Annotated in this window: 24 protein-coding genes and 1 tRNA gene; 11 read left to right on the forward strand and 14 right to left on the reverse strand. The window is 68.6% G+C overall.

The annotated features are described in order from the left end of the window. Window positions 1–2,231 (forward strand): eCIS core domain-containing protein (locus CBQ26_RS01190; RefSeq protein ID WP_143341905.1); only part of this gene is annotated, 2,231 nt, incomplete at its 5' end. Window positions 2,232–2,238: 7 nt separating this feature from the next. Then, window positions 2,239–2,544: a hypothetical protein gene (locus CBQ26_RS21160; RefSeq protein WP_143341906.1), complete on the forward strand. Its 306-nt coding sequence runs from the start codon at window positions 2,239–2,241 to the stop codon at window positions 2,542–2,544. 128 nt (window positions 2,545–2,672) lie between these two features. Here the strand turns inward: CBQ26_RS21160 and priA are convergent, their stop codons facing one another. Then, window positions 2,673–5,204 carry a replication restart helicase PriA gene (gene priA / locus CBQ26_RS01195; RefSeq protein WP_088246787.1) on the reverse strand — a complete coding sequence of 844 codons (2,532 nt, stop codon included), beginning with the start codon at window positions 5,202–5,204 and terminating at the stop codon, window positions 2,673–2,675. 118 nt (window positions 5,205–5,322) lie between these two features. Between priA and CBQ26_RS01200 the strand changes: the two genes are divergently transcribed. Beyond that, the gene (locus CBQ26_RS01200) at window positions 5,323–6,243 is read left to right on the forward strand and encodes a DMT family transporter (RefSeq protein WP_229844380.1); all 921 of its coding nucleotides are present in this window, start codon (window positions 5,323–5,325) and stop codon (window positions 6,241–6,243) included. On the opposite strand, the gene CBQ26_RS01205 is transcribed toward CBQ26_RS01200, so the two are convergent. The 3 genes from CBQ26_RS01205 to CBQ26_RS01215 form a co-directional block, all read right to left on the reverse strand. Beyond that, a complete protein-coding gene (locus CBQ26_RS01205) occupies window positions 6,227–6,589 on the reverse strand; it encodes a hypothetical protein (RefSeq protein WP_191301369.1) in 363 nt (120 codons plus the stop codon). The genes CBQ26_RS01200 and CBQ26_RS01205 overlap by 17 nt on opposite strands. A gap of 72 nt (window positions 6,590–6,661) precedes the next feature. Then, a complete protein-coding gene (locus tag CBQ26_RS01210) occupies window positions 6,662–6,952 on the reverse strand; it encodes a hypothetical protein (RefSeq protein ID WP_088246788.1) in 291 nt (96 codons plus the stop codon). A 274-nt stretch (window positions 6,953–7,226) separates the two neighbouring features. Then, a complete protein-coding gene (locus CBQ26_RS01215; protein ID WP_088246789.1) occupies window positions 7,227–8,618 on the reverse strand; it encodes an RNB domain-containing ribonuclease in 1,392 nt (463 codons plus the stop codon). A gap of 224 nt (window positions 8,619–8,842) precedes the next feature. On the opposite strand from CBQ26_RS01215, the gene CBQ26_RS01220 reads away from it, so the two are divergent. The 4 genes from CBQ26_RS01220 to CBQ26_RS01235 all read left to right on the forward strand — a co-directional run bounded on the left by CBQ26_RS01220 (window position 8,843) and on the right by CBQ26_RS01235 (window position 11,188). Then, on the forward strand, window positions 8,843–9,784 hold the full coding sequence (locus CBQ26_RS01220) for a DUF4097 family beta strand repeat-containing protein (protein ID WP_088246790.1): 942 nt from the start codon (window positions 8,843–8,845) through the stop codon (window positions 9,782–9,784). Further along, window positions 9,781–9,996: a hypothetical protein gene (locus tag CBQ26_RS01225; protein WP_088246791.1), complete on the forward strand. Its 216-nt coding sequence runs from the start codon at window positions 9,781–9,783 to the stop codon at window positions 9,994–9,996. The genes CBQ26_RS01220 and CBQ26_RS01225 overlap by 4 nt, the downstream gene beginning before the upstream one ends. Beyond that, window positions 9,993–10,661 (forward strand): SHOCT-like domain-containing protein, encoded by a 669-nt coding sequence (locus tag CBQ26_RS01230; protein WP_088246792.1) that lies wholly within the window; start codon window positions 9,993–9,995, stop codon window positions 10,659–10,661. The genes CBQ26_RS01225 and CBQ26_RS01230 overlap by 4 nt, the downstream gene beginning before the upstream one ends. A 173-nt stretch (window positions 10,662–10,834) precedes the next feature. Continuing rightward, window positions 10,835–11,188 carry a DUF2089 domain-containing protein gene (locus tag CBQ26_RS01235; RefSeq protein ID WP_078301387.1) on the forward strand — a complete coding sequence of 118 codons (354 nt, stop codon included), beginning with the start codon at window positions 10,835–10,837 and terminating at the stop codon, window positions 11,186–11,188. Window positions 11,189–11,238: 50 nt separating this feature from the next. Here CBQ26_RS01235 and CBQ26_RS01240 read toward each other — a convergent pair whose 3' ends face one another. The 3 genes from CBQ26_RS01240 to CBQ26_RS01250 form a co-directional block, all read right to left on the reverse strand. Next, the gene (locus CBQ26_RS01240) at window positions 11,239–11,598 is read right to left on the reverse strand and encodes a tRNA-binding protein (RefSeq protein ID WP_088246793.1); all 360 of its coding nucleotides are present in this window, start codon (window positions 11,596–11,598) and stop codon (window positions 11,239–11,241) included. A 24-nt stretch (window positions 11,599–11,622) separates the two neighbouring features. Beyond that, window positions 11,623–12,150 carry a GNAT family N-acetyltransferase gene (locus CBQ26_RS01245; RefSeq protein ID WP_088246794.1) on the reverse strand — a complete coding sequence of 176 codons (528 nt, stop codon included), beginning with the start codon at window positions 12,148–12,150 and terminating at the stop codon, window positions 11,623–11,625. 62 nt (window positions 12,151–12,212) lie between these two features. Next, window positions 12,213–12,908 carry a Crp/Fnr family transcriptional regulator gene (locus tag CBQ26_RS01250; RefSeq protein ID WP_088246795.1) on the reverse strand — a complete coding sequence of 232 codons (696 nt, stop codon included), beginning with the start codon at window positions 12,906–12,908 and terminating at the stop codon, window positions 12,213–12,215. A gap of 254 nt (window positions 12,909–13,162) precedes the next feature. Here CBQ26_RS01250 and CBQ26_RS01255 point away from each other — a divergent pair, with 254 nt between their 5' ends. Further along, entirely contained in the window at window positions 13,163–14,998 is a 1,836-nt protein-coding gene (locus tag CBQ26_RS01255) for an acyl-CoA dehydrogenase C-terminal domain-containing protein (protein WP_088246796.1), read from the forward strand. A 68-nt stretch (window positions 14,999–15,066) separates the two neighbouring features. Here CBQ26_RS01255 and CBQ26_RS01260 read toward each other — a convergent pair whose 3' ends face one another. The 7 genes from CBQ26_RS01260 to CBQ26_RS01295 all read right to left on the reverse strand — a co-directional run bounded on the left by CBQ26_RS01260 (window position 15,067) and on the right by CBQ26_RS01295 (window position 21,819). Then, window positions 15,067–15,717: a helix-turn-helix domain-containing protein gene (locus tag CBQ26_RS01260; RefSeq protein ID WP_172417866.1), complete on the reverse strand. Its 651-nt coding sequence runs from the start codon at window positions 15,715–15,717 to the stop codon at window positions 15,067–15,069. A gap of 107 nt (window positions 15,718–15,824) precedes the next feature. Further along, window positions 15,825–15,900 (reverse strand) — tRNA-Ala (locus tag CBQ26_RS01265). Window positions 15,901–15,978: 78 nt separating this feature from the next. After that, the gene (locus CBQ26_RS01270) at window positions 15,979–16,380 is read right to left on the reverse strand and encodes a helix-turn-helix domain-containing protein (protein ID WP_216360330.1); all 402 of its coding nucleotides are present in this window, start codon (window positions 16,378–16,380) and stop codon (window positions 15,979–15,981) included. Between the two features lie 210 nt (window positions 16,381–16,590). Continuing rightward, window positions 16,591–17,436, reverse strand: a complete 846-nt coding sequence (locus CBQ26_RS01280) for a transposase (protein ID WP_088246799.1) — start codon at window positions 17,434–17,436, stop codon at window positions 16,591–16,593. 261 nt (window positions 17,437–17,697) lie between these two features. Further along, window positions 17,698–18,087: a hypothetical protein gene (locus CBQ26_RS01285; protein WP_088246800.1), complete on the reverse strand. Its 390-nt coding sequence runs from the start codon at window positions 18,085–18,087 to the stop codon at window positions 17,698–17,700. Window position 18,088: 1 nt separating this feature from the next. Continuing rightward, window positions 18,089–21,163, reverse strand: a complete 3,075-nt coding sequence (gene carB / locus CBQ26_RS01290; RefSeq protein ID WP_088246801.1) for a carbamoyl-phosphate synthase large subunit — start codon at window positions 21,161–21,163, stop codon at window positions 18,089–18,091. An 80-nt stretch (window positions 21,164–21,243) separates the two neighbouring features. Continuing rightward, the gene (locus tag CBQ26_RS01295; protein ID WP_229844381.1) at window positions 21,244–21,819 is read right to left on the reverse strand and encodes a LysE/ArgO family amino acid transporter; all 576 of its coding nucleotides are present in this window, start codon (window positions 21,817–21,819) and stop codon (window positions 21,244–21,246) included. 332 nt (window positions 21,820–22,151) lie between these two features. On the opposite strand from CBQ26_RS01295, the gene CBQ26_RS01300 reads away from it, so the two are divergent. From CBQ26_RS01300 to CBQ26_RS01310, 3 genes are all read left to right on the forward strand, one after another. After that, window positions 22,152–23,279, forward strand: a complete 1,128-nt coding sequence (locus tag CBQ26_RS01300) for a pyridoxal phosphate-dependent aminotransferase (protein WP_088246803.1) — start codon at window positions 22,152–22,154, stop codon at window positions 23,277–23,279. 104 nt (window positions 23,280–23,383) lie between these two features. Next, window positions 23,384–23,866 carry a hypothetical protein gene (locus CBQ26_RS01305; RefSeq protein WP_088246804.1) on the forward strand — a complete coding sequence of 161 codons (483 nt, stop codon included), beginning with the start codon at window positions 23,384–23,386 and terminating at the stop codon, window positions 23,864–23,866. A gap of 156 nt (window positions 23,867–24,022) precedes the next feature. Further along, on the forward strand, window positions 24,023–24,574 hold the full coding sequence (locus CBQ26_RS01310) for a hypothetical protein (protein WP_088246805.1): 552 nt from the start codon (window positions 24,023–24,025) through the stop codon (window positions 24,572–24,574). Window positions 24,575–24,826 lie beyond the last annotated feature (252 nt).

The following is a 24,826-nucleotide window of genomic DNA, read 5'->3' on the forward strand; positions in this document are numbered from 1 at the left end:
CCCGTGTGGTGCTGGGCATGGTGCCCCCAGCCGAACGCCTGCCGCTGCAACGCGCAGCAGACGAGGCGCTGCAACGCCAACAGGCGCAGGAACAGGCGGCGCTGAACTTCGGGAGCCTCCAGACGCTGCAACGGCGACTGGCGGAACTGGACGCCGAGGCGACCCAGCCGGTCCTGCAACGAATTCAGGCCAGACGAGGGGCGGGAAACCCCCTGCCGGAGGCGATCCAGCGGCATCTGGAGGGGGGCCTGAACCACGACCTGAGCCGCGTGCGGATTCACGACGATGCGGAGGCAGACAAACTGACCAAGGGCGTGAATGCCGTGGCGTTCACGACAGGGACGGACATCTTCTTCCAGGCGGGGCAGTTCAATCCGAACACGCAGAGTGGGCTGGAACTGCTGGCGCATGAGGTGACGCACACCGTGCAGCAGAGCCAGGGGCGCGTGGGGACGGGCATCGACCCGGACGCCGGACTGGAGCAGGAAGCGCGCAGTATGGGCGCGCGACTCGCGCAGAAGCCCCTGCTTCCACGGGTAAAACTCGCTCCAGCACAACCTCTGCGGGCCGTCTCGACGAGTGCAGTCACGCAAAGGTTGCGCATTCAGAGACAATACGGGGGGCCTATCGTTGTGACGGCCCCCACCAACCAGAATCTATTCCTGGGTGGCCAGGGACAAGCCTGGGCCGACGCCGGAACCGCCGCGAAAATGGCCGTGCAGGCCCTCCCCGCACGACTGAAACAGCAGTTCAGGGACATGCCCAGCCAGCTGCTCGGCGGCATCCTGACCATGTTGCGCGATACCGTGCTGATTCTCGGAGCTTCCACGGCCCTCGGGGCTGCGATCGGGGCTTTCTTCGGTGGAGTGGGTGCCATTCCCGGAGCCACCATCGGCTTCGAACTCGGTCAAGTGGGCCTGACCGCTTGGGGACTGGGCGCACTCGTTCACGCTGTTGCCAGTCAGCTGAACGTCCTGACCGGCAGCGTGCAACAGTTCGCAAGGCTCAGCCGCGACGCAAAAGGCAACGCCAAAACCATCAAGGCCGCCAGCGACGCCCTCACCAACGGACTCGTGATCTTCACCAACGGCGTCATCATCGCCATCGGCGCACTGGTTCTCAAACAGGGCGTGAAAGCCTTCGCGAGCACCAAACTCGGCCAGCGCGTCGGTGCTCAGGCTGCAGGCAGCCCCACCATCAAATGGTTGGACGCCCGCCAGCGCATGACGAGCACGAACGCCCTTGGCCGACAGGTGCTTGCATCAGCAACCGGCAACCGGCCCAATCTGACCATGGCGGGCTCTGGACGAGCCGCGCCGACTGTGGGAAATCCTTCCTCTAGCCGACCGGTCTTGTCGGCTGATGAACCGACACCGACATCGGCGTCGCCCCGAAACGCAGTTGTAGCTGAGCAGCCGCGTCCAGCGAACGCAGCGCAGTTGACCGCTCAGTTGCAGAGCAAATATGGTGCAGCCAGCGTTCAAGCTCTTCTGCGCACCTTCAACGGCAATGTCGTCCAGCTCACGCGAGCCCTGCACTATGTTGGCGACCCATTGAAGTTAAAGCAGATGCTGGCGAACGTCGGCTCGCCCAGCGGTCTCCTCAAGATCATCAACGTGGCCCAGACCAGCAAGTTGCCAGCTGCCCAGGTTGAGATTTCGTTACGCGTCTTGCAGCCCGTATTGACCAAATTGGTTCTTCGATCTGAACAGGAAGTGGCCGCTGCGCTTAAAATTGCATATTCGGAGGCGAGAGATATGGGACACGCCTTGGATAGACACGGACCAGATTTGACAGACGCCCAGTTAAAGGCTCGGATCACGACTGGTATAGCGCCAGATGGCGTTCGTTCACCCACCAGAACGTCGAGCCGATTTAACAGCTATTCCGAGATGCTGGCTGCACGGGAGTATGCGCTTAAGGAGGCAGCTTCACGTCTTGGCATAGATATAAGTAAGCCGCCAAATCGACAATCGTCTGCTTTGATTCTGCCAGCCATGAGGAACGGCAGCATTATGCTGGAGTCACAAGTTGTTGAGCTCTCACCCTTGTTTGGCGGACGGGGCATAGGGCGTGGATTTACAGCCAGTGGCAGGCCCGATGCGCAAAGGACATGGGCATCCTCTAATATCTCCCCTATAAGTAGTAAAATAACAAAAGTGCAGATAGGCCTGAAGTGGGATGACCGATTGAGTCGCTGGGTGGTTGGGCAGTTCTTCCCTTTGCCCTGAGGTTTTTATGAATGAATCTCCGCTAGAATTTGTTAGAAGATTTTTTGATTTTGAATATGAAGATCAGCCTGATGAGTTAGTGGGATATAATGAGATGATAGATTATATGTGGCGCAAGGCCATCAGTGATGGCCTGAATGCATCTATTTATCGTGATATTGTGGAGCTGATATTGTCGGGTAAAGACGCTGCAACGGAAATGGATTTTATGTTTATGCCTGGAAAGCATGAAGTGGAGGATATATTGAAATTAATACTAGTCAGAGCTCCTGCTGGGGCGGAGGCGGAGAATAGTCCAGAAAATCTGCGATAATGATAATTAATTCGTCTGAAAGAGCCAATGTTCGTGGTAAATTTTTTACAAGGAGATTCTCAATCATTGTTAGTCTGTGTAAATGAAGAATTTTAAATGAAATCTATGCAGGTAGAATGATCTGAAACCTATAGCCCCCCCCTCGGATTGACGTCCACTCTGACCCTGGCTTTCCAGGTGCGGGTGTCGAGGATGCGCAGGAGTTCGCCGAGGCGGGTGTCGTTCCGGGCGCGCAGGAACAGGTGGTAGGGGTACACGCCGCGCACGCGGGCGACGGGGCTGGGCGCGGGGCCGAGGACTTCGTGCGTGGTGGCCCCGGCGCCGTGGAGGGCGTCGGCGAGGTCCTGCGCGGCGGCCTGGGCTCTGTGCTGGTCGCGGGCGCTGATCTCGATCTGGGCGAGGCGGGCGTGGGGGGGGTAGTTCAGGGCGGCGCGGGCGCGTTCCTCGGCGGCGGGGTAGGCGAGGGTGTCGCGGCCTTCGACCATGACTTTCAGGGCGGGGTGGTCCGCCTGGAAGGTCTGCACGACGGTCATGGGGGCGCGGGTGGGGTGCCATTCGGCGAGCTGCCGCAGCAGGCGGTGGTAGCGTTCGCTGGCGCGGAAGTCGCTGACGTTCAGCCACGTGTCGGCCAGGGTCACGCCGATCAGGGCGAGGTCGGGTGGGGCCTCATGCGACAGCAGCAGTTGTGTGCCGACGATCACGCCGCTCTCGCCGCGCATCAGGGGGCTCAGGTCGTCCTGGTGGTCGCGGTCGAGGCGGTAGACGGGAAGGCCGGGCAGGAGTTTGCGGACTTCCTGGGTGATCCATTCGGTGCCGGGGCCGCGCGCCTTCCACATGCGGTCGCCGCATTCGTCGCAGCGGTCCGGGACGGGCTGGTGGTAGCCGCACTGGTGGCAGGTGAGTTGCCGGGTGTCCTGATGGAAGCGCAGCGGCACGTCGCAGTGGCGGCACTGGGGGGTGTGTTCGCAGGTGGGGCAGCGCAGCAGGGCGCTGTACCCGCGTCGGGGGGCGAGCAGCGCGGCCTGCCGTCCGCGTTCCTGCACCTGCCGCAGCACGCGGGCGAGGTCGTGGCTGATGGGGTAGCCCATGTCGGCGGGTGCGAGGTGCGCGCCGGACAGCGGTCCGATCTGGGCCTGTTCGGGCGGGTTGGCGTAGTCCACGACGTGCAGGCGGGCGCGGGGGGGTGAGAGGACCGCGCCGGGGTGCGGGACGCTCTCGGCGGCGGGCGCGGCCCCGACGTATGCGAGGGCGGCGTCGTGCGCGGCGGCGAGGCGGGCGGCCACGTCGGGCAGGAAGGCGCGGCTGCCGCTCAGGAGTTTGTGGGCGTCGCTGGCTTCCTCCAGCACGACGATCAGCGCGGGGTCGTGCAGCGGGGCGGTCAGAGCGTGGCCGCTGCCGATGACCAGCCGCGCGTGCCCGTCCCGCACGAGCTGCCAGCTGTGCTCACGTTGCGCCTCGCTGAGCTGCCCGCTGATCTGCGCAGCGTGCGTGCCGCAGGTGCGGGCCAGGCCGCTCAGGTGCTCCCAGCTGCGGCGCAGCGTGGCGGCGTCGGGGGCGAGGATCAGCACGCCGCGTCCCTGCCGCAGCAGCCGCCCGATGCGGGGGGCCAGGGCGGCGGCGCGGCTGGCGGGGCGGCCCCCGTGCAGTCGCCAGACGGGCGCTTCGGGCAGCCGGTCGGGCCGGTCGGGGTCGGGGGCGGCGGCGGCGGGTTCCGGCAGGGCAGGGGGTGGGGCGGGCACCTGCACGGTGTCGGCCCAGCCGCGCAGGGCGAGCGTGCCGGCCTGCGTGCCGCTCAGGGGAATGCCGGCGGCGCTGGCCCCGGCGGCCCAGGCGGCGTAACTGTCGGCCGGGCCGTGGGCGCGCAGCCACTCCCACGCGGGCGGCGGGGGCCGGTCGGTGCTGGCGTACTCGGCGGCCCCGGCGTTCAGGGCGGCGGTCACGACCCCGGCGCTGACCCCGGCGCCCCTGGCCCAGGCGCTCAGGGTGTCGCAGGGACCGTGTTCCGCGAGCCACGCGGCGGCCTGCGCCTGCCGGGGTGTCAGGGTTGGTATCTGGGTCGGTGGCTGGGCGGGCGTGACGGCGCGCAGCACGGTCACGGTGCGGCTGCCGGGTGGGACGTGTTCCGGCGCGCGGGCCTCGACCACGCTGATCAGGCGGGGCTGCGGCGTGAAGCGTTCCTCCAGCAGTCCCTGCTCGCGGATGGCGTCCAGCAGGGCGGGCGCGAAGGCCCCGGCGTCCGTCCAGCGGTCGGTGGGTGCGCGGCGCGCGAAGGCGCTCAGGTCGCTGCCCGGCACGGCCCGGACCATGTGGGTGTACGCGGCCGTCCAGCCGACGCCCAGCAGGTCGCCCCAGATCAGCCCGGCGGGAATGCGGGCGTCGTGCGCCCAGCCCTGCACGCCGGTCACGGTCGCGGGCGGCACCCACGGCGCGGCCGGATCGTCGAGCAGGTGCGCGGCCTCGCGCAGGCGGTGGGCGGCGCGCGGGTCCCCCTCGCCCACCACGAGGCCCACGACCAGCTCGCCGCGCCACGGCACCAGCACCCGGCACCCCAGTGGAACCGGCCCGGTAAAGCCGTGCGGCGCGCCGAAATCGTACGGCGGCACCGGCAGGTTCACGGCCACCTGCCACGGGTTCGGGGAAGCGGAGGCGGGCGGCGTCACGTACCGCAGGCTAGCGCGCCGCGCCCGGCCCCTTCCGTGACCTGCGCCCGTGGCGGGAGGCGCCGGACGGCTGGGCAGCCCGGCGGGACGACCGTGCCGGGCACGCTACCCTCCGGGGGTGACGCTGCCGCCCGACCGCCCCGCTCCCGCTCCGGCGAATGTCCGCACCGGCCTGCTGCTGGGCGTCGTGTCCGCGCTGGCGTTCAGCACGCTGGGCGTGTGGGGAAAACTGGCGGGGCAGGTGGGCCTGGAGGCCTTCAACGCGCTGGCGTGGCGGTTCGCGGCGGTGGCGTTGCTGCTGCTGCCGCTGTCACGCGGCCTGAGCGGCCCCGACCGGCGGCGGATGCTGGGCGTGGGCGTGCTGTACGCGGCGGCGACCATCTGTTACTTCGGGGCGCTGGAACGCGTCACGGCCGGCGCGACCGCGCTGCTGCTGTACCTCGCGCCGGCCTTCGTGATCCTGCTGGCGTGGCTGTCGGGCCGCGCGCCGCGCCGCACGCAGCTGGGTGCCGTGACCCTGGCGGGCGCCGGGCTGGCCCTGGTGATCGGGCTGCCCGGCCCCGCCGACCGCGACCCGGCCGGCCTGCTGCTGGGCGCGGGGGCAGGCGTGCTGTACGCGACCTACCTGCTGGCCAGCGAGCGGCTGCTGGCGGGCGTCCCGGCGCTGGCGTCCACGGCGCACATGGCGCTCGTGGCGGCGCTGGTGTTCACGGGACTCGCGGCGGGCGGCGGCACCCTGGGCGTGCCGGACACGGCGGCGCAGTGGGGCGTGATCGCGGCCATGGCGCTGCTGCCCACCCTGATCGCCGTGCCCGCCCTGTACGGCGCGGTGCGGCACCTGGGCGCGGCGCGCACCAGTCTGCTGGGCACGCTGGAACCGCTGTTCACGGTGATACTGGCGGGCGCGGTACTGGGCGAGCAGCCTGGGCCGGGTGTGGTGCTGGGCGGCGCACTGATCCTGGCGGGCGCGCTGCTGGCGCAGTGGCCGGCGCGTCCCGTCCCCGCCCGGGAGCGCCGGGGCCTCAGCGGCCGTCGCTGAGGGTCACGGTCAGCGGGTCGCGGGTGGGCTGCCCGGCCAGCGGTCCGCTGGCCCCCACGACCCTCAGGCCCGGCGTGTCGCCGCTGGTGGCCGGCAGTTGCAGGTGCAGCAGGCGCGTGCGGCCCCCCTGCACGCTCAGGACACTGACCTTCAGTTCCCCGGCGCGCACGCAGCGGGCGTTCATGGGGCAGCGGCTGTCCTGCACGCGCAGCAGCGTGACGGTGCCGCTGCCGAGCGCGGCGGTCTGGCCGGGCGTCAGCGTGACGGTGGCGGCCTGCGCGGCCCCCAGGGCAGAGGCGCTGCTGGCAGTCAGGACGAACAGGAGGCGGGTCAGCAACCGGGTCATGCCGCCCACTGTGCCCCGCGAAGCTGAGCGCCGGCTGACCGGACGCCTCATTGTTCTCGCAGGCGCGGCGCGTCAGCCGATCAGGGGCGCGTCGCCGCTGCTGTCGCCGTGCTGGCCGCAGTCGGCCAGGGCGCGGAAGCTGGCGGCCTTGCTGCCCAGGCCCATCTGGTCGTAGCACCCGGCGAGTTTCAGCGCGAAGAACTCCACGGCGCGGCAGTCCTCGCGGCGCTCGGCGACTTCCAGGCAGGTGCGGTAGTGCAGCACGGCGAGGTGGTACTGGGCGCTCCGGGCAGCGTGCTCGGCACGGCAGTGGCTCATGCGGAGGGACACGATGTCGCTCTGGGCGCTGATCACGGCGGTCATAGCTGGCAGTGTAGCCATGACCCGCCGTGAATGAATGAAAGATGAATCAGGTTTGACGGTACGAAACGTGCGTCTATAACGTTGTTTTTCGCCGACAGCGGAATGGGGCGCCGTGATTTTATGCACTGCGCAACCGGGTGGACGGGCTGGTCAGTGGGGTGGACGCCCGACGAAACAGACGGAACCTGTTTCTCTCCTGCTCTGCGGGGCAGCTCTCCGAGTCGCATCCGCTCGGACCCAGCGGGCTTTGCAGCCCATTCAACCGGAGTCCGTATCAGACGAGACTGGCCCGCACGGTCAGGGCGCTGAGGTTCACGTCCAGCAGCCGCACCTGCAACGTGGTGTTGAGGGGCGCGGGCGTGCTGCTGGGCAGGTCGAAGGCCAGGTCAGGGATCAGCAGGGTCGCCTGCGGGCCGCGCCGGTCCACGACCACGGCGTCCCACACCCGGTCGGGCTGCGCGGCGATGAAGCGCAGGGTGTGGTGGCGGCGGCTCAGGCGTTCGGCCTGCCGGGTGCCGTCGGCGTTCAGGCCCGCCTGCGCCACGCGCGCGGCGACCTCCTTCCCGCCCAGCGGGTCGCGCCCGGCCAGGTGGGCGCGCAACTGCTGGTGCACCACGAGGTCCAGGTAGCGGCGCATGGGGCTGGTCGCCTGGGTGTACAGGTCCAGGCCCATCCCGGAGTGCGGGCCGGGCGCCGGCTGGAAGCGGGTGCGGGACAGCGTGCGTCGCCGCGCCCACTCGGCGCTCAGGCCGGTGCCGCGCACCTCGCGCTGGGGTGGGTCCTGCGTGGCGAACGGCAGGGGGATGGCGTGGTCGTCGGCGTAGATGGCGGCGCCCCAGCCGGCCAGGGTCATGCATTCCTGCACCACGGCGCGCATCTCGGGTTTCGGCAGCGGGGTCACGAGGGCGCCGTCAGGTCCGGCCTTCACGCGGACCTCGGGCAGGTCGATGCTCAGGGCGCCCTCCTGCACGCGCAGGTCGCGGCTGGCGCGGGCCAGTCGGGCCAGGGTCACGAAGGGTTCCTGCGACGCGTCCAGCGCGGCCTGCGCCTGCGTGTAGGTCAGGCGGGTGACGCGCACGGTCGTGAGCTGCACGTCCACGGCGTCGGCGTTGCCGTCCTCGTCGAGGTCCAGGCTGATGCTCAGGGCGGGCGTGGTGGCGTGCAGGCCCAGGCCGGTCTTCTCGACCAGTTCGTCGGGCAGCATGCCGATGGTCTGGTCCGGCAGGTACAGGGTCGCGCCGCGCGCGCGGGCTTCGAGGTCCAGGTCGCTGTCGGCGGGCACCAGGGCGGCCACGTCGGCCACGTGGACCCACAGGCGGGTCAGGCCGCCGCCGAGGACCTCGATGCCCACGGCGTCGTCCGGGTCGCGGTTGCCCTCGTCGTCGATGGCGTAGGCGTCCAGGTGGGTCAGGTCCAGGCGGGGTTCGTCCGTGAAGTCCGGGACGCTCAGGGTGACGGGGTGCGTGGCGGCGCCCAGCCGGTCGGCGTAGGGGGTGCGGCTCTCGTCCCACAGGCCGGCGCGCAGCAGCAGGGCGTGCGCGGCTTCCGGCGTTTCCGTGAGGCCCAGGTCGCGCATGGCGCGGCTCTTGGCCTGTTTGCCGCGTGCCAGCAGTTCGATTTCCGTGCGTTGCGCGGGGCTGAGGTCGGGGGCGGTGGAGAGGCTCATGGTTCAGAGCATAAGGCAGGGTGCCGGAACCGGGCGCCGCACCCACCGGTGCGCGGGTTTGCCGGATTGGTAAGTCTGGTTTTACATCCTGCGATGAGAAAAGTCGGGATGCGGCCGCCCGGTAGGCCGGAGGTGGGGGAGACTGCCTATTCCGGTCACTGAATGAAAAATGAAGATTGACAGATTAGTAAATCCATGTTTCTATATGGACACAGGAGACGAACATGGATGAACAGCATGGGTCCGAAGATTTCCGTTCGCAGGTGCAGCGTCTGGTGGCCGAAGGCAAACTCACCCCCGAGGAGGCCGACGGACTGCTCGAGGACCACGCCCCCACCCCTCCCGACCTCCACAACTCCGCCCCCGACACCCCCCCCGGCTCCACGCAGCCCGGCTCCGCGCAGGCCGGACCTGCGCAGGCCCCCGGACACTTCGGCCCCAGCCCCAGCCCGGACCCCGCCCGTGACCTGACCCTCAGGGTCAGCGGGTACAGCCTGACCGTCGTGACCGACCCGGCCCTGGCCGCCCCCACCCTGAGCGCCAGCGAGGAAGGACAGTTGACGCTGCGCCACGCTCCCGACGGCTGGCACGTCAGCCGCCGCCAGTCGCCCGAGAAGAACCTGAACTTCGGTTCGCTGCGCGCCATCCTGACCGTGCCGTTCACCCCGAACTTCGTGCATGCCACCGTCGAGGGCGGCAACCTGACCCTCCCCGACCTGAGCGGCGACCTGAGCGCCGAGGTCAGCGGCGGCAACCTGAAACTTCAGGATGCACACGCCCTGCACGCCACCGTCAACGGCGGCAATCTGAACGGCGGCAACCTGGGCGGCCCCGCGTACGCCACCGTGAACGGCGGCAACCTGACGCTGGCCGGATCGGTCGCCCTGACCGCCGGCGTGAACGGCGGCAACCTCCGCTGGGCCGGCGTGCTGGGCAGCGGCGAGCACCGCGTGGACGTGAACGCCGGAAACGCCACCCTGCACCTCGGCGCGGGCAGCAGCGTCACCCTGAACGCCGAACTGACCATGGGCTCCTTCCGCGCGGACTTCCCCACGCAGCGCAGCGGGTCGTTCCTGACCACCTACCACACCGGCCGGATCGGCCGCGGCGACGCCCACCTGCACTGCCGCGTGACCGCCGGCGGGCTGAAGGTCGTGACCGCATGACCGCCCTGCCCACCCGCGCCCGCCTGGGCGTCCCCACCCGCCGCCCCGACCCGCTGGCCCGCCTGCGCGCCCTGCTGCGCGCCGCCCTGCACCCGGACGCGCAGGCCACCCACGACCGCCAGCAGGCCCGCGCCGCCCTGCACGCCGAGGCGCACCACGCGGCGCTGCTGCGCGCCCAGCTGGGCGGCACCCCGTCCGGAGGCCGCCCATGAAAGACAAGATCCGCCGCATTCTGGACCTGATCCGCGCCGGGCGCCTGACCCTGGACGACGCCGCGCCCCTGCTGGCCGCGCTGCACACCCGGCTGGCGCTGCAGGTCACCGACCGCGAACTGCTGGCCGCGCTGCTGAACCGCGAGGAACTGACCGCCGACCAGATCGCCGAGCAGCTGATGCTGCTGCGCGGCGTGCCGGACTCCCCGAACGCCCCGCAGGCGCCCCGCCCGCCCCAGGCGTCCCGTCCGCCCGAACCGCCCCGCCGCCCGCAGGTCGTGATCGGCAGTCAGCGGGTGCGCGGCCTGGAGGACCTCGTGGAACGCTTCACGGACCGCTTCACCGGAGGAATAGACGAGATGGTCGACCGCCTGACCCAGCAGACCACGCCGCCGGCCGCCGCGCCCGCCGCCCCGCGCGTCTCGGCACGCATCCTGCGTATCGAGATCGAGAGCAGCGACGGCGACGAGTACAACGCGAACCTGCCCGTCAGTCTGGCCGCGCACCTGCCCCGCCTGATCCCCCCGCACGGCGTGCGCGCCCTGGAGGCCGCCGGCCTGAGCGTCGAGGCGCTGCAACTGATCATCGAGGCCGACCCGCCCCCCGGCCCGCTGATCGACTCCGAGGACAGCAGCGGCAACGAGATCCGCATCAGCCTGAAGTGAGACGGACTCCGATTGAATGGGCGGTAAAGCCCGTTCAAGCCGAGCGAAGCGAGTGGGAGAGAAACGGGTTCCGGACGTGAAGCCGACAATCCGGCGATGTTCCGGATTGTCGGCGAAACAAACGGAATCCGTATGAGACGGCCAGAGTCACCCGCCCCTTACAGTGAGGATGTATGCGCCCCCTGCCCCTGCCGTTCCCCGATGAAACCGAAGCGCCCCTGGTCACGGAACTGCGGTTCCCGACGAGTGGCGTGACGGTGCGCGGCACCTTCGAACTGAACGAGTTCGCGGTCCTGACGCCCGACAACCTGGAATTCCTGCGCCTGTATATCCGCGTGCGCGGCAACCTCAAGGAGGTCGAGCGGGTCCTGGGGGTCAGTTACCCCACCGTCCGCGCCCGCTTCGACACGCTGCTGCGCGCCATCGGGTACGAACCGGAACTGGCCGACCCGCACGCCGAGGTCCTCAGCAGCCTCGAACGCGGCGAGATCACGCCCGAGGAAGCCGCCCGCAAACTCCGCCGGTAGGCGGGGAGTGGGAACAGCGCCGCACGCTCACCCACTCCCGGCACCTGCCTTCAGAACACCTTGCTGCCCAGTTTCGCCTCGCGGGCGGGGATCAGGGGGGTGGCGTCGCCGCTGGGGGCGCCCGTGAACTGCACGCCCAGGATCAGGACGTCCGAGACGGCGTCCCCCACAGGGCGAGGTTCGAAGTTCAGGACGCCGAGGACCTGCGTGCCGATCAGTTCCTCGGGCGTGTGCCCGGTGAAGCGGCCCACGCTGGTGCGCACGCCGTACCGGCCGAAATCCACGCTCAGGCGATAGGCGGGTTTCGGGGTGCCGGGGGCGGGTTCGGCGCTCAGGACGCGGCCCAGGCGGATGTCCAGGCGGTCCAGGGTGTCGGCGGGCGTGACGGTGTCCTTGAGGGGGGTGGCCATGCGGTCAGCGTGGCACGCGCCGGGTCAGCGCAGGCGGCCCAGGTCTGACCAGCCCAGGCGGAGTTCGCGCAGGTCCCCGTCCTGTTTCTCGCCGCCTTCCACGCCGCCCTGCCGGGCGTACCAGTCGCGGGTGGGGTTCACGTCCAGCACCCACAGCGCCATGCTGCGGGCGCCGCGTTCCCGCAGGGCCGCCGCGACGGCGTGCAGGAGTGCCCGGCCGGTGCCGTGTCCCTGCGCGGCCCGCAGGGCGTACAGCGTGAACAGTTCCGAATCGAAGCCCGGATGGTCACGCGCTTCCCCCGCCGAAGCGAAGGCGACCACGGTTCCGTCCGCCCCGGCCACGCGCACCACGTCCTGCCCGGCCGTGATGTTCTGCGCCCAGAACGCCTCGCGCCGCGCCTGTGCCTCGGCGCCCGTCATGCGTTCCAGAAAGTCGTCGGGGATCAGGCCCGCGTACGTCTCACGCCAGCTCTGCACGTGAACGGCGGCGATGCCGGGGGCGTCGGCGGGCGTGGCGGCCCGGACGAGGGGCGGGCGGACCGGTGTGGGCATGATTCAGGGTAAGGGAACGCCGCCCCGGAAGGCGGCGCAGATGCGGCGTTCGGCAACGGGCGTCAGTTGCCCTGTTCGATGTAGCGTTTCAGGGCGTCCATCCGCACGATGATCGGCGTGCGGGCGCGGACGATGGCGCCGTCCTGCTTCAGTTTGCCCAGGCTGTGGCTGACCGTCTCGCGGGTTGCGCCGACCATGCGGGCAATGTCTTCCTGGTTCAGTTTCAGGTTCAGTTCCACGCCCTGCGCGTGCGGCCGGCCGAACTCGCGCGCCAGTCGGTACAGCAGGCTCGCCACGCGCTCCGGGGCGCTGTACGCGCTGACGGTGGCGGTCCAGGCCTGCGCCTCGAACAGCCGGGCGGCCATCAGGCGGATCAGTTTCATGGCGAGGTCGGGTTTGCTGTTCAGCAGTTTCTGCAGTTCGCTGCGCGGCAGGACGATCAGGGTGGTGCGTTCGAGCGCCTCGGCCTGGGTGGGGCGGCGTTCCTCGGGTTGCAGCAGCAGTTCCCCGAAGGTGTCGTGCTGCCCGATGACGCCCAGGATGGCCTCCTTGCCGTTCGGGAAGAGTTTGCTGATCTTGACGAGGCCGCTGCGAACGAAGTACAGCGCGTCGGCGGGGTCGTCCATGCGGTAGATGACCTCGCCGGGCTGGTAGGACCGGTAGGGGGTGGTGGCGGCCACTCGCTCCAGTTCGGCAAGTTCAAGGTCGGCGAAGAGCTCCGTTCGCTTGAGGTGCCAGACCAGGCTTGGATAGTTCATGATTCTTCACACAATACCCGAAAGAACGCGCCGTCACCCCCCACCGCCGCGCGGCGCCCTGTGCGCCGCCGGGTACGTGGCGGGTCAGTTGCGACCCTGCCAGTAGCCGGTTGTCAGTGGCCGGTCAGCAGGGACGCGCCGGAACGACCGGCCGGGCAGGGGTGACATTCGCCCCGCAAAGATTTATACTCGGTTCAACTAACAGTGACGGGTGGCGTCCCTCCGGGGCGAGACCCCACAAGGAGGACCTACACATGCCTACCTACAAAGCCCCCCTGCGCGACATCAAGTTCCTGATGAACGAACTGCTGGACGCCCCCGCAGAACTCGCCAAGATCCCCTACTACACCACCAACGAAACCGCCGACGCCGACCTGATGAGCCAGGTCCTCGACGAAGCCGCCCGCTTCGTGGAAGGCGAACTGGTCCCCCTGAACGCCATCGGCGACAAGGAAGGCTGCGTGCGCCACGACAACGGCGACGTGACCACCCCCACCGGCTTCAAGGCCGCGTACGACAAGTACCGCGCCGCCGGCTGGACCGCCCTCGACGCCGACCCCACCTACGGCGGCCAGGGCATGCCCCACCTGATCAGCAACGTCCTCGTCGAGATGATGAACTCCGCGAACGTCGCCTGGAGCATGTACCCCGGCCTGAGCCACGGCGCCTACAGCGCCCTGCACGCCGTCGGCAGCGACGCCCTGAAAGACCTGTACCTGCCCAAAATCGTCAGCGGCGAATGGACCGGCACCATGTGCCTCACCGAACCGCACGCCGGCACCGACCTCGGCATGATCCGCACCAAGGCCACCGACAACGGCGACGGCAGCTACGCCATCAGCGGCACCAAGATCTTCATCAGCGCCGGCGAGCACGACATGGCCGACAACATCGTCCACCTCGTCCTGGCCCGCCTGGAAGGCAGCCCCGAAGGCACCAAGGGCATCAGCCTGTTCCTGGTTCCCAAGTTCCTCCCCACCGCCGACGGCAAGGTCGGCGAACGCAACGGCGTCGTCTGCGGCAGCCTGGAACACAAGATGGGCATCCACGGCAACGCCACCGCCGTCCTGAACTTCGATCAGGCGCAGGGCTGGCTGGTCGGCGAGATCAACAAGGGCATGAACCACATGTTCATCATGATGAACGCCGCCCGCCTCGGCACCGGCCTCCAGGGCCTGGGCCTCGGTGAAGTCGCGTACCAGAACGCCCTGGCCTACGCCAAGGACCGCACCCAGATGCGCCACGAGCCCCGCGTCAACCCCGGCGAGCAGGCCGACCCCATCCTGATCCACCCCGACGTGCGCCGCATGCTCCTGACCGGCAAGGCCTACACCGAAGCCGGCCGCGCCATGGCCATGTGGCTCGCCCTGAGCATCGACCAGGAACACCACCACCCCGACGAGAAAGCCCGCAAGGAAGCCGCCGATCTGGTCGCTCTGCTGACCCCCATCGCCAAGGCCTTCATGACCGACAACGGCTTCAACATCGCCGTGCAGAGCCAGCAGGTCTTCGGCGGCCACGGCTACATTCAGGAATGGGGCATGGAGCAGTTCGTCCGCGACGCCCGCATCGGCCAGATCTACGAAGGCACCAACGGCATCCAGGCCCTCGACCTGCTGGGCCGCAAGGTCCTGATGGACGGCGGCAAGAAACTCCAGAAACTCGCCGGCACCCTCCAGGAATTCGTCGAAGAGAACGAAAGCGACGAGCACATCGGCGACTACGCCACCCAGCTCGGCAAGGCCGCCCAGCAGCTCGGCAGCCTCACCATGGTCATCGGGCAGAAAGCCATGGGCGAAGGCGGCGCCGACGAAGTGAACGCCGCCGCCGTCGACTACCTGCGCTTCTTCGGGCACGTCGTGTACGGCTACCTGTGGGCCCGCATGGCCAAGATCGCCCACGAGCAGATCGAAGCCGGCAACGACAAGGACGGCTTCTACACCGCCAAAGTCCAGACCGCCAAGTTCTACTTCGCCAAGCTGTTCCCCGAAATCAAGACGCTCGCCACCACCATCAAGGCCGGGAACGAAACCCTGGCCGTGGACGACCGCGCCGTCTTCAACTGGGAAGGCGCCCTCGTCCCCGCCTGAACCAACCCCCGCACCACACAGGAGGCCCGCAGCAACCGCGCGGGCCTCCTGCCTTGCATTCATCCCGCCTACCCCGGCAGCGCCGACCCCAGGAACGAGTTCGGGCTGCGCGACAGGCTCCGGATGCCGTCATCGTCGGTGCGGTACGCCAGGACGGCCAGCGTGCAGGGCTGCCCGCCCTCGCTGTGCCCCTCGGCGTAGGCGCGGGCCAGGACCTCGCTCAGCTCGCGTGCCAGCTGCACGTACCGTTCCGGTGTGAGGTTCACGGTCACGCGGTCCAGGTGCGCCGGGTGCCCCTCGGCCGTTGGGGCGTCCGCTGGCGGCAGGCGGGGCGTACTCCCGCCCACCTCACCAAAAATGTACACATCCTCCTCGCCTGCTCCAGCCAGCGCCCACGACCGCCCATACGCCCGCCCAAAGCCTTCCGACAGGTCCCGCAGGTCCGCCGTGCCGTTCCCCTGCACGTCCTCTGGTGGCAGCAGGTCCGACGGCACCCGGAACTCCCGCGCGGCCAGCACGAACCGCACCCGGCTCCCCTCACGCTCCAGCTCGCGCAGCAACCCCAGCCCCGCCAGTCGCCGCGCATGGTGATGCACGAGGTTCGCCGCCATGCCCGCCCGCCCCGCCACCTCGGACGGCGACGTGGGCCGCAGGAACAACCCCAGCAGTCCCGTGTCCTGCCGCAAGGCCCGCGCCGCCCGCACGTCTGTCACCCGCATTGATTCCGTCTGTCTGTCCGTCATGCCCGCAGTGGCCCCCGCTGAAAGCCCTGGCAGCTAGCTGCAATAGGAAACCCCCTCCACACCGGAGGGGGTTCCTTTGTTTCTGGTGGAGCTGAGCGGGATCGAACCGCTGACCTTCTGAATGCCATTCAGACGCGCTCCCAGCTGCGCCACAGCCCCAAGCCAACGCCTGAGCCCAGAAAATGTAGCACCACCACGCACAGAAGTAAAGAGGGTCAGGCGACCCGCCTGAATCTGCTACTGCGCCTGCACGGGCTGCGGTAAGTCCACCTGAATGGTCTTCCCAGCCCGGCGGGGCGTGAGCGTCACGGTCACGTCGTACCCCAGCGCGCCCGCGTGTTCTGCCAGGGTGCCCACAGTGGGGTTGACCGCGCCATTCTCCAGTTGCGACAGGCGACCCCTGCTGACGCCGCGCCGCCGCGCCAGCTCCGCCGCGCTCAGGTGCGTCTGTTGCCGCGCGAGCTTCAGCGCGTGCGCTACCGTCTCGGCCGTCAGGGCATCCTGCACGTCCGCTGCGAAACCCGACGCACTCTCTGGCACCAGCAGTCCGGCAGGCAGATCAGCGGTGGGCGTGACCGACCCATCCGCATTCAGCAGTTCAGCCGCCAGTGCCATCTTCGCTTTCAGGGATTCGTTCATACCTTCAACCTCCCGGTTTTCACGGCGATCAGCGCGTCGTACGCTTCCTCGATCAGGGCCTCATTCGGCCCGTCCCCGTCTGCCTTGAATTCCGCGTTGACCAGCACGGGCCGGCCATCCGCCAGCCAGAACAGGTATACGCGCGCCCCGCCGCGTTCGCCCGTGCGGGTACTGGGCTTCAGTTCACTGATAACCTCGGGTGCTAGGGGTTCAGCAGCCTCCAAAGTAGAGGGCCAGATTGTGGGCAGCGATCTTGCGACACACGTGAGCCCGGATGGATCTCTCCGAATTCAACTGCGGCAACATCAAGTGAAAAGAACGATCCAGACGTGAAAACACAGTCTCGATCGTTTTTCTCACCCAGCGCATCGCCCCCCACCAGTGGCGTGGCTTCTTGAGGTTTTTCTTCGGCTGGGCATACACGCCACAGCCCTGATACCCTCGGTCGCCCAAGACCAGCGCTGCTTCCTGTGGATTCAGGAGTGCCCGTGCCACGGGAGGGTCTCCCTCTCGCCCAGGAACAATGGCAAAACGCACGAGCATGCCGTGATCGTCGATCACGGCATGCAGCTTGAACCCGTAGAAGAACCCGGTTCTGCCGTATCCACCGTGTCCGCCGCGACCACTCGTCGCAGTGGTCATGCTCCTGGGGCGTTTGTGTCGGGCGCCAACGCAGTACACGAGCGGTTTGCTGTCGATGACATAGACAGTGTCGTCATCGAAGTGAGGCAATCGGAGCGCAAGGTCGGCGTAGATGCGTTCGAGGTTCAGTTGGATGCGGAGATAGCGGGAGCGATCGGGTAAGGAGGGAAAGAGGAAGGTGTAGGTGGCGCGCACCTGAGCGAACCACTGTTGTGCCGAGGGCTGGTGGAGGAGTTCACCGACGAGTGCGATGGTCATGAGCTCGGCGTAACTGGCCTTCTGGTTGGGTTCGTCGGGTAACGTGAAGAGGCCGCTGCGGGCAGCGGCCTTGAGGTAATCGTCGACGTAGACGTAGATGATCGTAAAAAGGTCCGTCACGGTAGACTGGTGCAGCGGAAGTTCTTTGGTAGGCATACCGGAGCTTCCGCTTTTTCTGTCTCGTCGCCAACCCCTAGCACCCGAGGTTGATACCCGGATAGCCTTTCAGAGCCACCACGTACCGGCTGACGTGTCCATGCTCACGGACGTCCTGGCAGAGCTTGATGCATTGCCAGACCGCGTCCCGGTGTCCAGCTCGATTCATGTCGAGCAGGCATTCCACGATCCGGACGTGCCGCGCCCGCAGGCGGTGAGGGAGGCGGACGTAGACCAGTGGCGGCACGGGTTTAGTTTAAGCTAAACAATCTGGAAATGCGACCCCCGGCCATTTCGCGTTGATGGGGGAGAGGGGCGGTTCTGGACTCCCCCAGTCCGCCCCCCGTATTCCCCGTAGGCGTGCGGGGGGATGCGCTCGCGTTCCTCGGCAGTCAGCCACAGCGCGGCGTTCAGCAGGAGCGAGAGTTCCTGTGTGGTGACGAACGTCGCCCCGCAGACTTCATCCGGGTAGGCAGTCACCTGTTCGTCGTACCGGTCGCGCAGGACATAGGAAACGTCGGGGGGCACGGGGCCTGCCCCGTGGAGTGCCTGCCGGAAACGGCGAGCTGATCCGATCTGGAAGGTGGCGATGGGCCACCAGTGGCCGCCGACCTCCCTGATTTCGCAGTGGAGGTCGGCGGTGAGGCTCATGTCAGGCGTTCACCCATTCCTGCAAGCTCTTCACGCCCAGGGCGTCATCCTTGGCGGCGGCGATGGCTTTGGCAGTCCATTCGGCGGCTTCTTTGGTGCTGACGATGGGCACGCCGCGTTCCAGTGCGGTGCGCAGCAGGCGGCTGCCGGTCACGTCGATCAGCAACTCCGGCAACTTGTTGCCGTCCTGTTCGCGGATGACGGTCAGGCCGCTGCCTTGCAGGCTGGTGGCGATGTCGTCCAGGCCGTCGCCGAGCAGCAGGGCGGTGCCACTGGTGGGGACGTTGCTTTTCGCGCCGATCTGCGCGCGGTAGAACGCGCGGTGGGGGTCGCTGTCGATGCCCATGCTCTCGCCGGTGCTTTTCATTTCGGGGCCGAGGGTGGGGATCACGCCCGCGAATTTCAGGAACGGCAGGTGCACTTCCTTCACGGAGTACATGGCGGGGGTGGGGGTTTCAAACAGGCCGATCTGGTCGAGGGTGTGGCCGACGGCGATGCGGGCGGCGCTCTTGGCGAGGGGGTGGTTCACGGCCTTGCTCACGAACGGGACGGTGCGGCTGGCGCGCGGGTTCGCCTCAAGGATGTACGCGACGTTGTCCTTGACGGCCCACTGGACGTTCATCAGGCCGCGCACGCCGAGTTCCAGGGCGAGGCGTTCCGTGTCGGCTTTCACGCGGGCCAGCAGGTCGGCGCTCAGGTGGACGGGGGGGAGGATGCAGGCGCTGTCGCCGGAGTGGATGCCGGCGGCCTCGATGTGTTCCATGATGCCCATGACGACCGCACGCTCCCCGTCGCAGAGGGTGTCTACGTCGAGTTCCAGCGCGCCTTCCAGGAACTGGTCGAGGAGGATGCTGGGCTGCCCTTCGACGGCGGCGTACACCTCGGACAGGTAGGTGGTGAGTTCGTCCATGCTCCGGACGGTGCGCATGGCGCGGCCGCCCAGGACGTAGGAGGGGCGGGCCATGAGCGGGAAGCCGAGTTCTTCGGCGAGTGCGGCGGCCTGATCGGGCGTCTGCGCGACCTTCCCTTTGGGTTGCGGCAGGCCGAGGCGTTCGCACAGCGCGTTGAAGGAGGCGCGGTCCTCGGCCTCGTCGATGGCGTCCACGCTGGTCCCGATGATGGGGGCTCCGGCCTCGGCGAGGCGGCGGGCGAGTTTCAGCGGCGTCTGCCCGCCGAGTTGCACGATCACGCCGACGGGTTTCTCGTGTTCGACGATGTTCATGACGTCCTCGAACGTCAGCGGTTCGAAGTACAGGCGGTCGGCGGTGTCGTAGTCGGTGCTGACCGTCTCGGGGTTCGAGTTGACCATGATGGTCTCGTACCCGGCTTCCTGAAGCGCCCAGACGGCGTGCACGGTGGCATAGTCGAATTCCACGCCCTGCCCGATGCGGTTGGGGCCGCTGCCCAGGATCACGACCTTGGGTTTCTCGGTCTGCGTGACCTCGTCCTCCCACTCGTAGGTGGAGTAGTGGTACGGGGTGTGCGCCTCGAACTCGGCGGCGCAGGTGTCCACGGTCTTGTAGACAGGCACGGCCTTCGCTTCCTTGCGGATGGCGCGGACGTCCAGTTCGCTCAGGCCGACGATCTCGCCGATGCGGGCGTCGCTGAAGCCCAGGCGTTTGACCTCGCGCCAGATCTCGTACTTCCACTCGCGGATCGGTCCCAGGTCCAGCAGTTCGCTTTCCGCGTCGATGATGTCCTTGAGCTGGCCCAGGAACCACGGGTCGATCTTCGTGGCGTCGAACAGGGCCTCCGGGCTCTCGCCGCGGCGCAGGAGTTCCAGCACGGCTTCCAGGCGGCGGGGGTTGCCGTACAGCAGGGCGCGCAGTTCGTCCGGGGTCATGGTGGCGAACGCGCCGCGCACGTCGGACTCGATGGAGCGCATGGCCTTCTGGAGGCTCTCCTTGAAGGTGCGGCCGATGGCCATGACCTCGCCCACCGAGCGCATCTGGGTGCCCAGCGCGTCGCTGCTGCCGGGGAACTTCTCGAAGGCGAAACGCGGGATCTTCGTGACCACGTAGTCGATGCTGGGTTCGAAGGAGGCGGGCGTGATGCGCGTGATGTCGTTCTTCAGCTCGTCCAGGTGGTAGCCGACGGCCAGCAGCGCGGCGATCTTGGCGATGGGGAAGCCCGTGGCCTTGCTCGCCAGCGCCGAGGAGCGGCTGACGCGGGGGTTCATCTCGATGACGATCACGCGGCCGTCCTTGGGGTTCACGGCGAACTGGATGTTGCTGCCCCCGGTGTCCACGCCGATCTCGCGGATGATCGCCAGGGACTGGTCGCGCAGGCGCTGGTACTCCACGTCACTCAGGGTCTGCGCCGGGGCCACGGTAATACTGTCGCCGGTGTGGACGCCCATCGGGTCGAAGTTCTCGATGGAGGTGATGATCACGACCGTGTCGGCCGTGTCGCGCATGACCTCCAGCTCGTATTCCTTCCAGCCCAGGATGCTTTCTTCCAGCAGCACGCTCGTCACGGGGGAGTCGCGCAGGCCGCCCTCGGTGATCGCCAGGAAGTCCTCGTAGGTGTGCGCGATGCCGCCGCCCGTGCCGCCCAGCGTGAAGGAGGGGCGGATGACGATGGGCAGCCCGATCTGTTTCTGGTACTCGACGGCTTCCTCCATCGAGTGGACCATCTGGCCCTTGGCGGTCTCCACGCCGATCTTCTTCATGGCCGCCTGGAATTCCTCGCGGTCCTCGCCCTTGCGGATCGCGGCGGCGTTCGCGCCAATCAGTTCCACGCCGAACTCCGCGAGCGTCCCGTCGGCGTTCAGGTCCATGGCGAGGTTCAGGGCCGTCTGGCCGCCCAGGGTGGGCAGCAGCGCGTCCGGGCGTTCCTTCTCGATCACGCGGCGCACGAACGCCGGCGTGAGCGGCTCTAAGTAGGTGGCGTCCGCGAGGTCCGGGTCGGTCATGATGGTCGCCGGGTTGCTGTTGACCAGCACCACGCGGTACCCCTCGTTCTTCAGCGCCTTCAGCGCCTGCGTGCCCGAATAGTCGAACTCGGCGGCCTGCCCGATCTGAATGGGGCCGCTGCCGAGAATCAGGATGGTCTGGATATCAGTACGCTTAGGCATTCCAGAGAATGAGCCTAACACGCCCGGAGCCCCGGCGGCGTGAGGCGATCTGCAAACTTATGCAGGCAGGCCCGGCGGACCTACCGGCCGCGACCCAGCCCCGCAGCCGTCAGTAGCCCCGTCGCCGTCAGGAGCCCCACCGCTGTCAGCAGCAGGGTGGCGCCGATCAGCAGGTCCAGCACCCGCCACGCCTGCGGCCGCGCCATGACCGGCGCCAGCGCCCGGCCCGACAGTGCCAGCGTGAAGAACCACGCCCAGGACGCCAGGACCGTGCCCAGCAGGAACGCCGTGCGCCCGCCGCCGCTCAGGCCCGCGCTGGCCCCGCCGATCAGCACGACCGTGTCCAGCAGCGCGTGCGGGTTCAGCAGACTGAACGCCGCCGCCGTGCCGATCACGCGGGCAGGCGCCGTGACCGCCCCGTCCGGCGCGGCGTGCAGGGCCGCGTGGCCGGGATTCAGGGCGGCGCGCAGGGACCGCAGGCCGTACCACGTCAGGAACGCCGCGCCCAGCAGCGTGCCTGCCGTCACCAGCGCCGGGTGGCGGGCCAGCAGGCCGCCCACGCCCAGCACGCCCAGCGTGATCAGGGCCGTGTCGCACAGCGCGCACGCCAGCGCCGCCAGCAGCGCCCGGCGCCGCGCGAGCCCCTGGCGCAGCACGAACGCGTTCTGATACGGACTCCGATTGAATGGCTTGCAAAGCCATTCAATCCGAGCGGATGCGAGTGGGAGAGAAACGGGTTCCGGACGTGGAGTTGGCAGATCGGTGGTGTTCCGATCTGTTAACGAAACAAACGGAATCCGTATGAGGGCCGATGGCGACGATCAGCGACAGGCCCAGGCCCAGCCCACGCAGGAAAGGAGGCATCCCGCCCACTGTAGCCCCGCCCGCCCACCTGCCCGCCCCGCCCCGCCGGTCCAGCCCTGCCCGGCCGTTCAGGCAGGTCAGACGACTCCGGGTGGCCCGGCCCGCGCCCGTGCAGACTGCGTGCATGCCACAGCTGCACGACCGGGCCAGCGCCTCGCAGGAGAGCGTCTTCTCACGCATGAGCCGACTGGCCGCCCAGCACGGCGCCGTGAACCTAGGGCAGGGCTTCCCGCCGGGCGCGCCGCCGCCCTTCCTGCTGCGCGCCGCGCAGGACGCCCTGGGCCGCAGCGACCAGTACACGCCCCCGGCGGGCCTGGGGGCGCTGCGCGACGCGCTGGGCGCCGACCTGGGCGTGGACGGCGCGGACATCACCGTCACCTGCGGCGCGACCGAGGCCCTGAACGTCCTGGCCCTGTCGCTGTACGGACCGGGCGACGAGGTCCTGATGCTCGAACCCGTGTTCGACGTGTACATGCCGCAGGCGCGACTGGCCGGCGCGACGCCCGTGACCGTCCCCATGCGCCTGGACCCGCAGGCCGGCTGGACCTTCGACCTGAACGCCCTGGCGGCCGCCGTCACGCCGCGCACGCGGGCGCTGCTGCTGAACAGTCCCTTCAACCCCACCGGGACGGTGTTCACGCCGGACGAACTGGCGGGCATCGTGGCCCTGGCCCGCCGGCACGACCTGTGGATCGTCAGTGACGAGGTGTACGACGAACTGTACTTCGGCGAGCGGCCCGTCAGCCTGCGGACCCTCGCGCCGGAACGGACCTTCACGGTCGGCAGTGCCGGCAAACGCCTGGAAGCGACCGGCTGGCGCGTCGGCTGGATCGCCGCGCCCCCCGGCCTGAGCGCCGGCCTGGGCGGCGTGCGGCAGGTCACGTCGTTCTGCGCGCCCGCGCCCCTCCAGGCGGCGGTGGCGGCCGCGCTGCCCGTCGCCCGCGACTCTGGTTTCTACGACGACCTGCGCGCCGGGTACGCTGCGCGGCTGGCCCTGCTCGCCGGGGGCCTGCGTGACCTGGGCGCCACGGTGTTCGAGCCGCGCGGCACGTACTTCCTGACCGCCCTGCACCCCGACTGGACCGCGCAGACCCTGGTCGAGGCGGCGGGCGTGGCCGTCATTCCCGGCGAGGCCTTCTACGCCCGGCACGCCGCGCCCCACGGGCTGCTGCGCGTGGCCTTCTGCAAGTCCGCCGACGACATTCACCTCGCGCTGGAGCGGCTGCAGCGCTACGGGCGCGGCCAGTCCTGACCTTCCGGGAGCGCCGGAACGTAAAGCCCCCGTGAAGGCCTCCGCGCGTTTTTGTAAAGAAGGCCTCCTTACGCCGCGCCGCCCGCGCTGACTATCCTCGGGGCATGAAGAAGACCATCCTCGGCCTCCTGGCGATCACTGCCGTTTCCTCCGCCTCTGCGGCCAGCTACGTGGGTGGGTCTGTCGGTTCCGGCGCGACCCTGCACTACCAGACCGACCTGACCGGCTCCAGCGCCATGCGCTACGGCCTGAACCTCGACGCCACGAACTTCAACTTCAACCGCGACAACGTCTCGGTCGGCGGCAGCGTGGACTACCTGGGCGACTTCGTGGGCACCGGCTCGGCGCTGGGCGGCCTGACCCCCTACTACGGCCTGGGCCTGGGCGCCGGCGTGGTGCTCGGTCAGGGCGGCGGCGTGAGCGTCTACCCGCACGGCACGCTGGGCCTGCGCTACAACGTCACGGACCCCCTGAGCTTCTTCGTGGAAGGCAACGTCGGTCCCCGCATCACGGTGGGCGGCACGAACGCCAGCAACACCCGCCTGGGCTCCGGCGCCCGCATCGGCCTGAACTACCGCCTGCCCTGAGCCCCGCGCGCCGTCAGCCACGCGCGCCCTGAACCCCCACGAACAGAGAGGCGAACGACCACCGCAGCGGGCGTTCGCCTCCATTCGTTTCGGTGGAGCGACAGCTGGTCAGGTTCGCTTGCACTCATGAGACCAGGCAGTTACTCTCACCGGGATATGAAGAAATCCCTGCTGACCCTCCTTGCCCTCACCACCGTCTCGACGGCCGCCGCCGACAGCCTCGGCCTGAGCGGCGCCTTCCAGAAAGGCTTCTACCGCGCTGAAGGCGAGTCGGTGGAGCTTGATGGTTCGGCTGCCATCGGCGTGAGCTACACCTACGACCTCGACAGCGTGTCCTCCGTGCGCGCCGAGCTGGAACTGCTGCCCAACCTGTACGGCTCCGAGAAGCTGGGCTTCGGCGGCGAGTTCACGTACCTGCGTTCCGTGTTCAACGACGGCACGGCGAACGTCTACGTGGGCGGCGGCCTGGGCCTGAACACCGTTTCCGACACGATGGATGGTGTGACCGCCCGCCTGACCGGCGTCAACCCCACCGCGCTGGTTGGCGTGAACTACGCCGTCGCGCCCGGCTTCGCGGCCTACCTGGAACTGGCGGGCGGCGCCTCCTTCCTGCGTGCAAGCGCCAGCAGTGGCGGGGTCAGCTTCAGCAACTCGGCGACGGGCGCGTTCGTCAAGCCCCGCATCGGCGTGACCTACAACCTGCGCTGATCTGCGCGCACGCTTCCGGGGCCGCCGTGTGCGGCCCTTTTTGCGTTCCGGTGCGGGCGGGCTGGACACGTCCCTTGACCCTCCGGGCCGGCCCTGCTAGCCTCCTGTGCATAGCTATGCGCAGATTGCGTATAACCATACATGCATATGCAGATCCTGACCTCCCGACGCTGAAGCCGACCGCCTGACCCCACCGGGGTTCACAGGCGGCGCCTTCACGCCGGGGGGTCATGTGCCGCGCCTTGCATCCCC

Origin of the sequence: Deinococcus indicus (genome assembly GCF_002198095.1) — a bacterium.
In the GTDB taxonomy this organism is placed as follows: domain Bacteria; phylum Deinococcota; class Deinococci; order Deinococcales; family Deinococcaceae; genus Deinococcus; species Deinococcus caeni.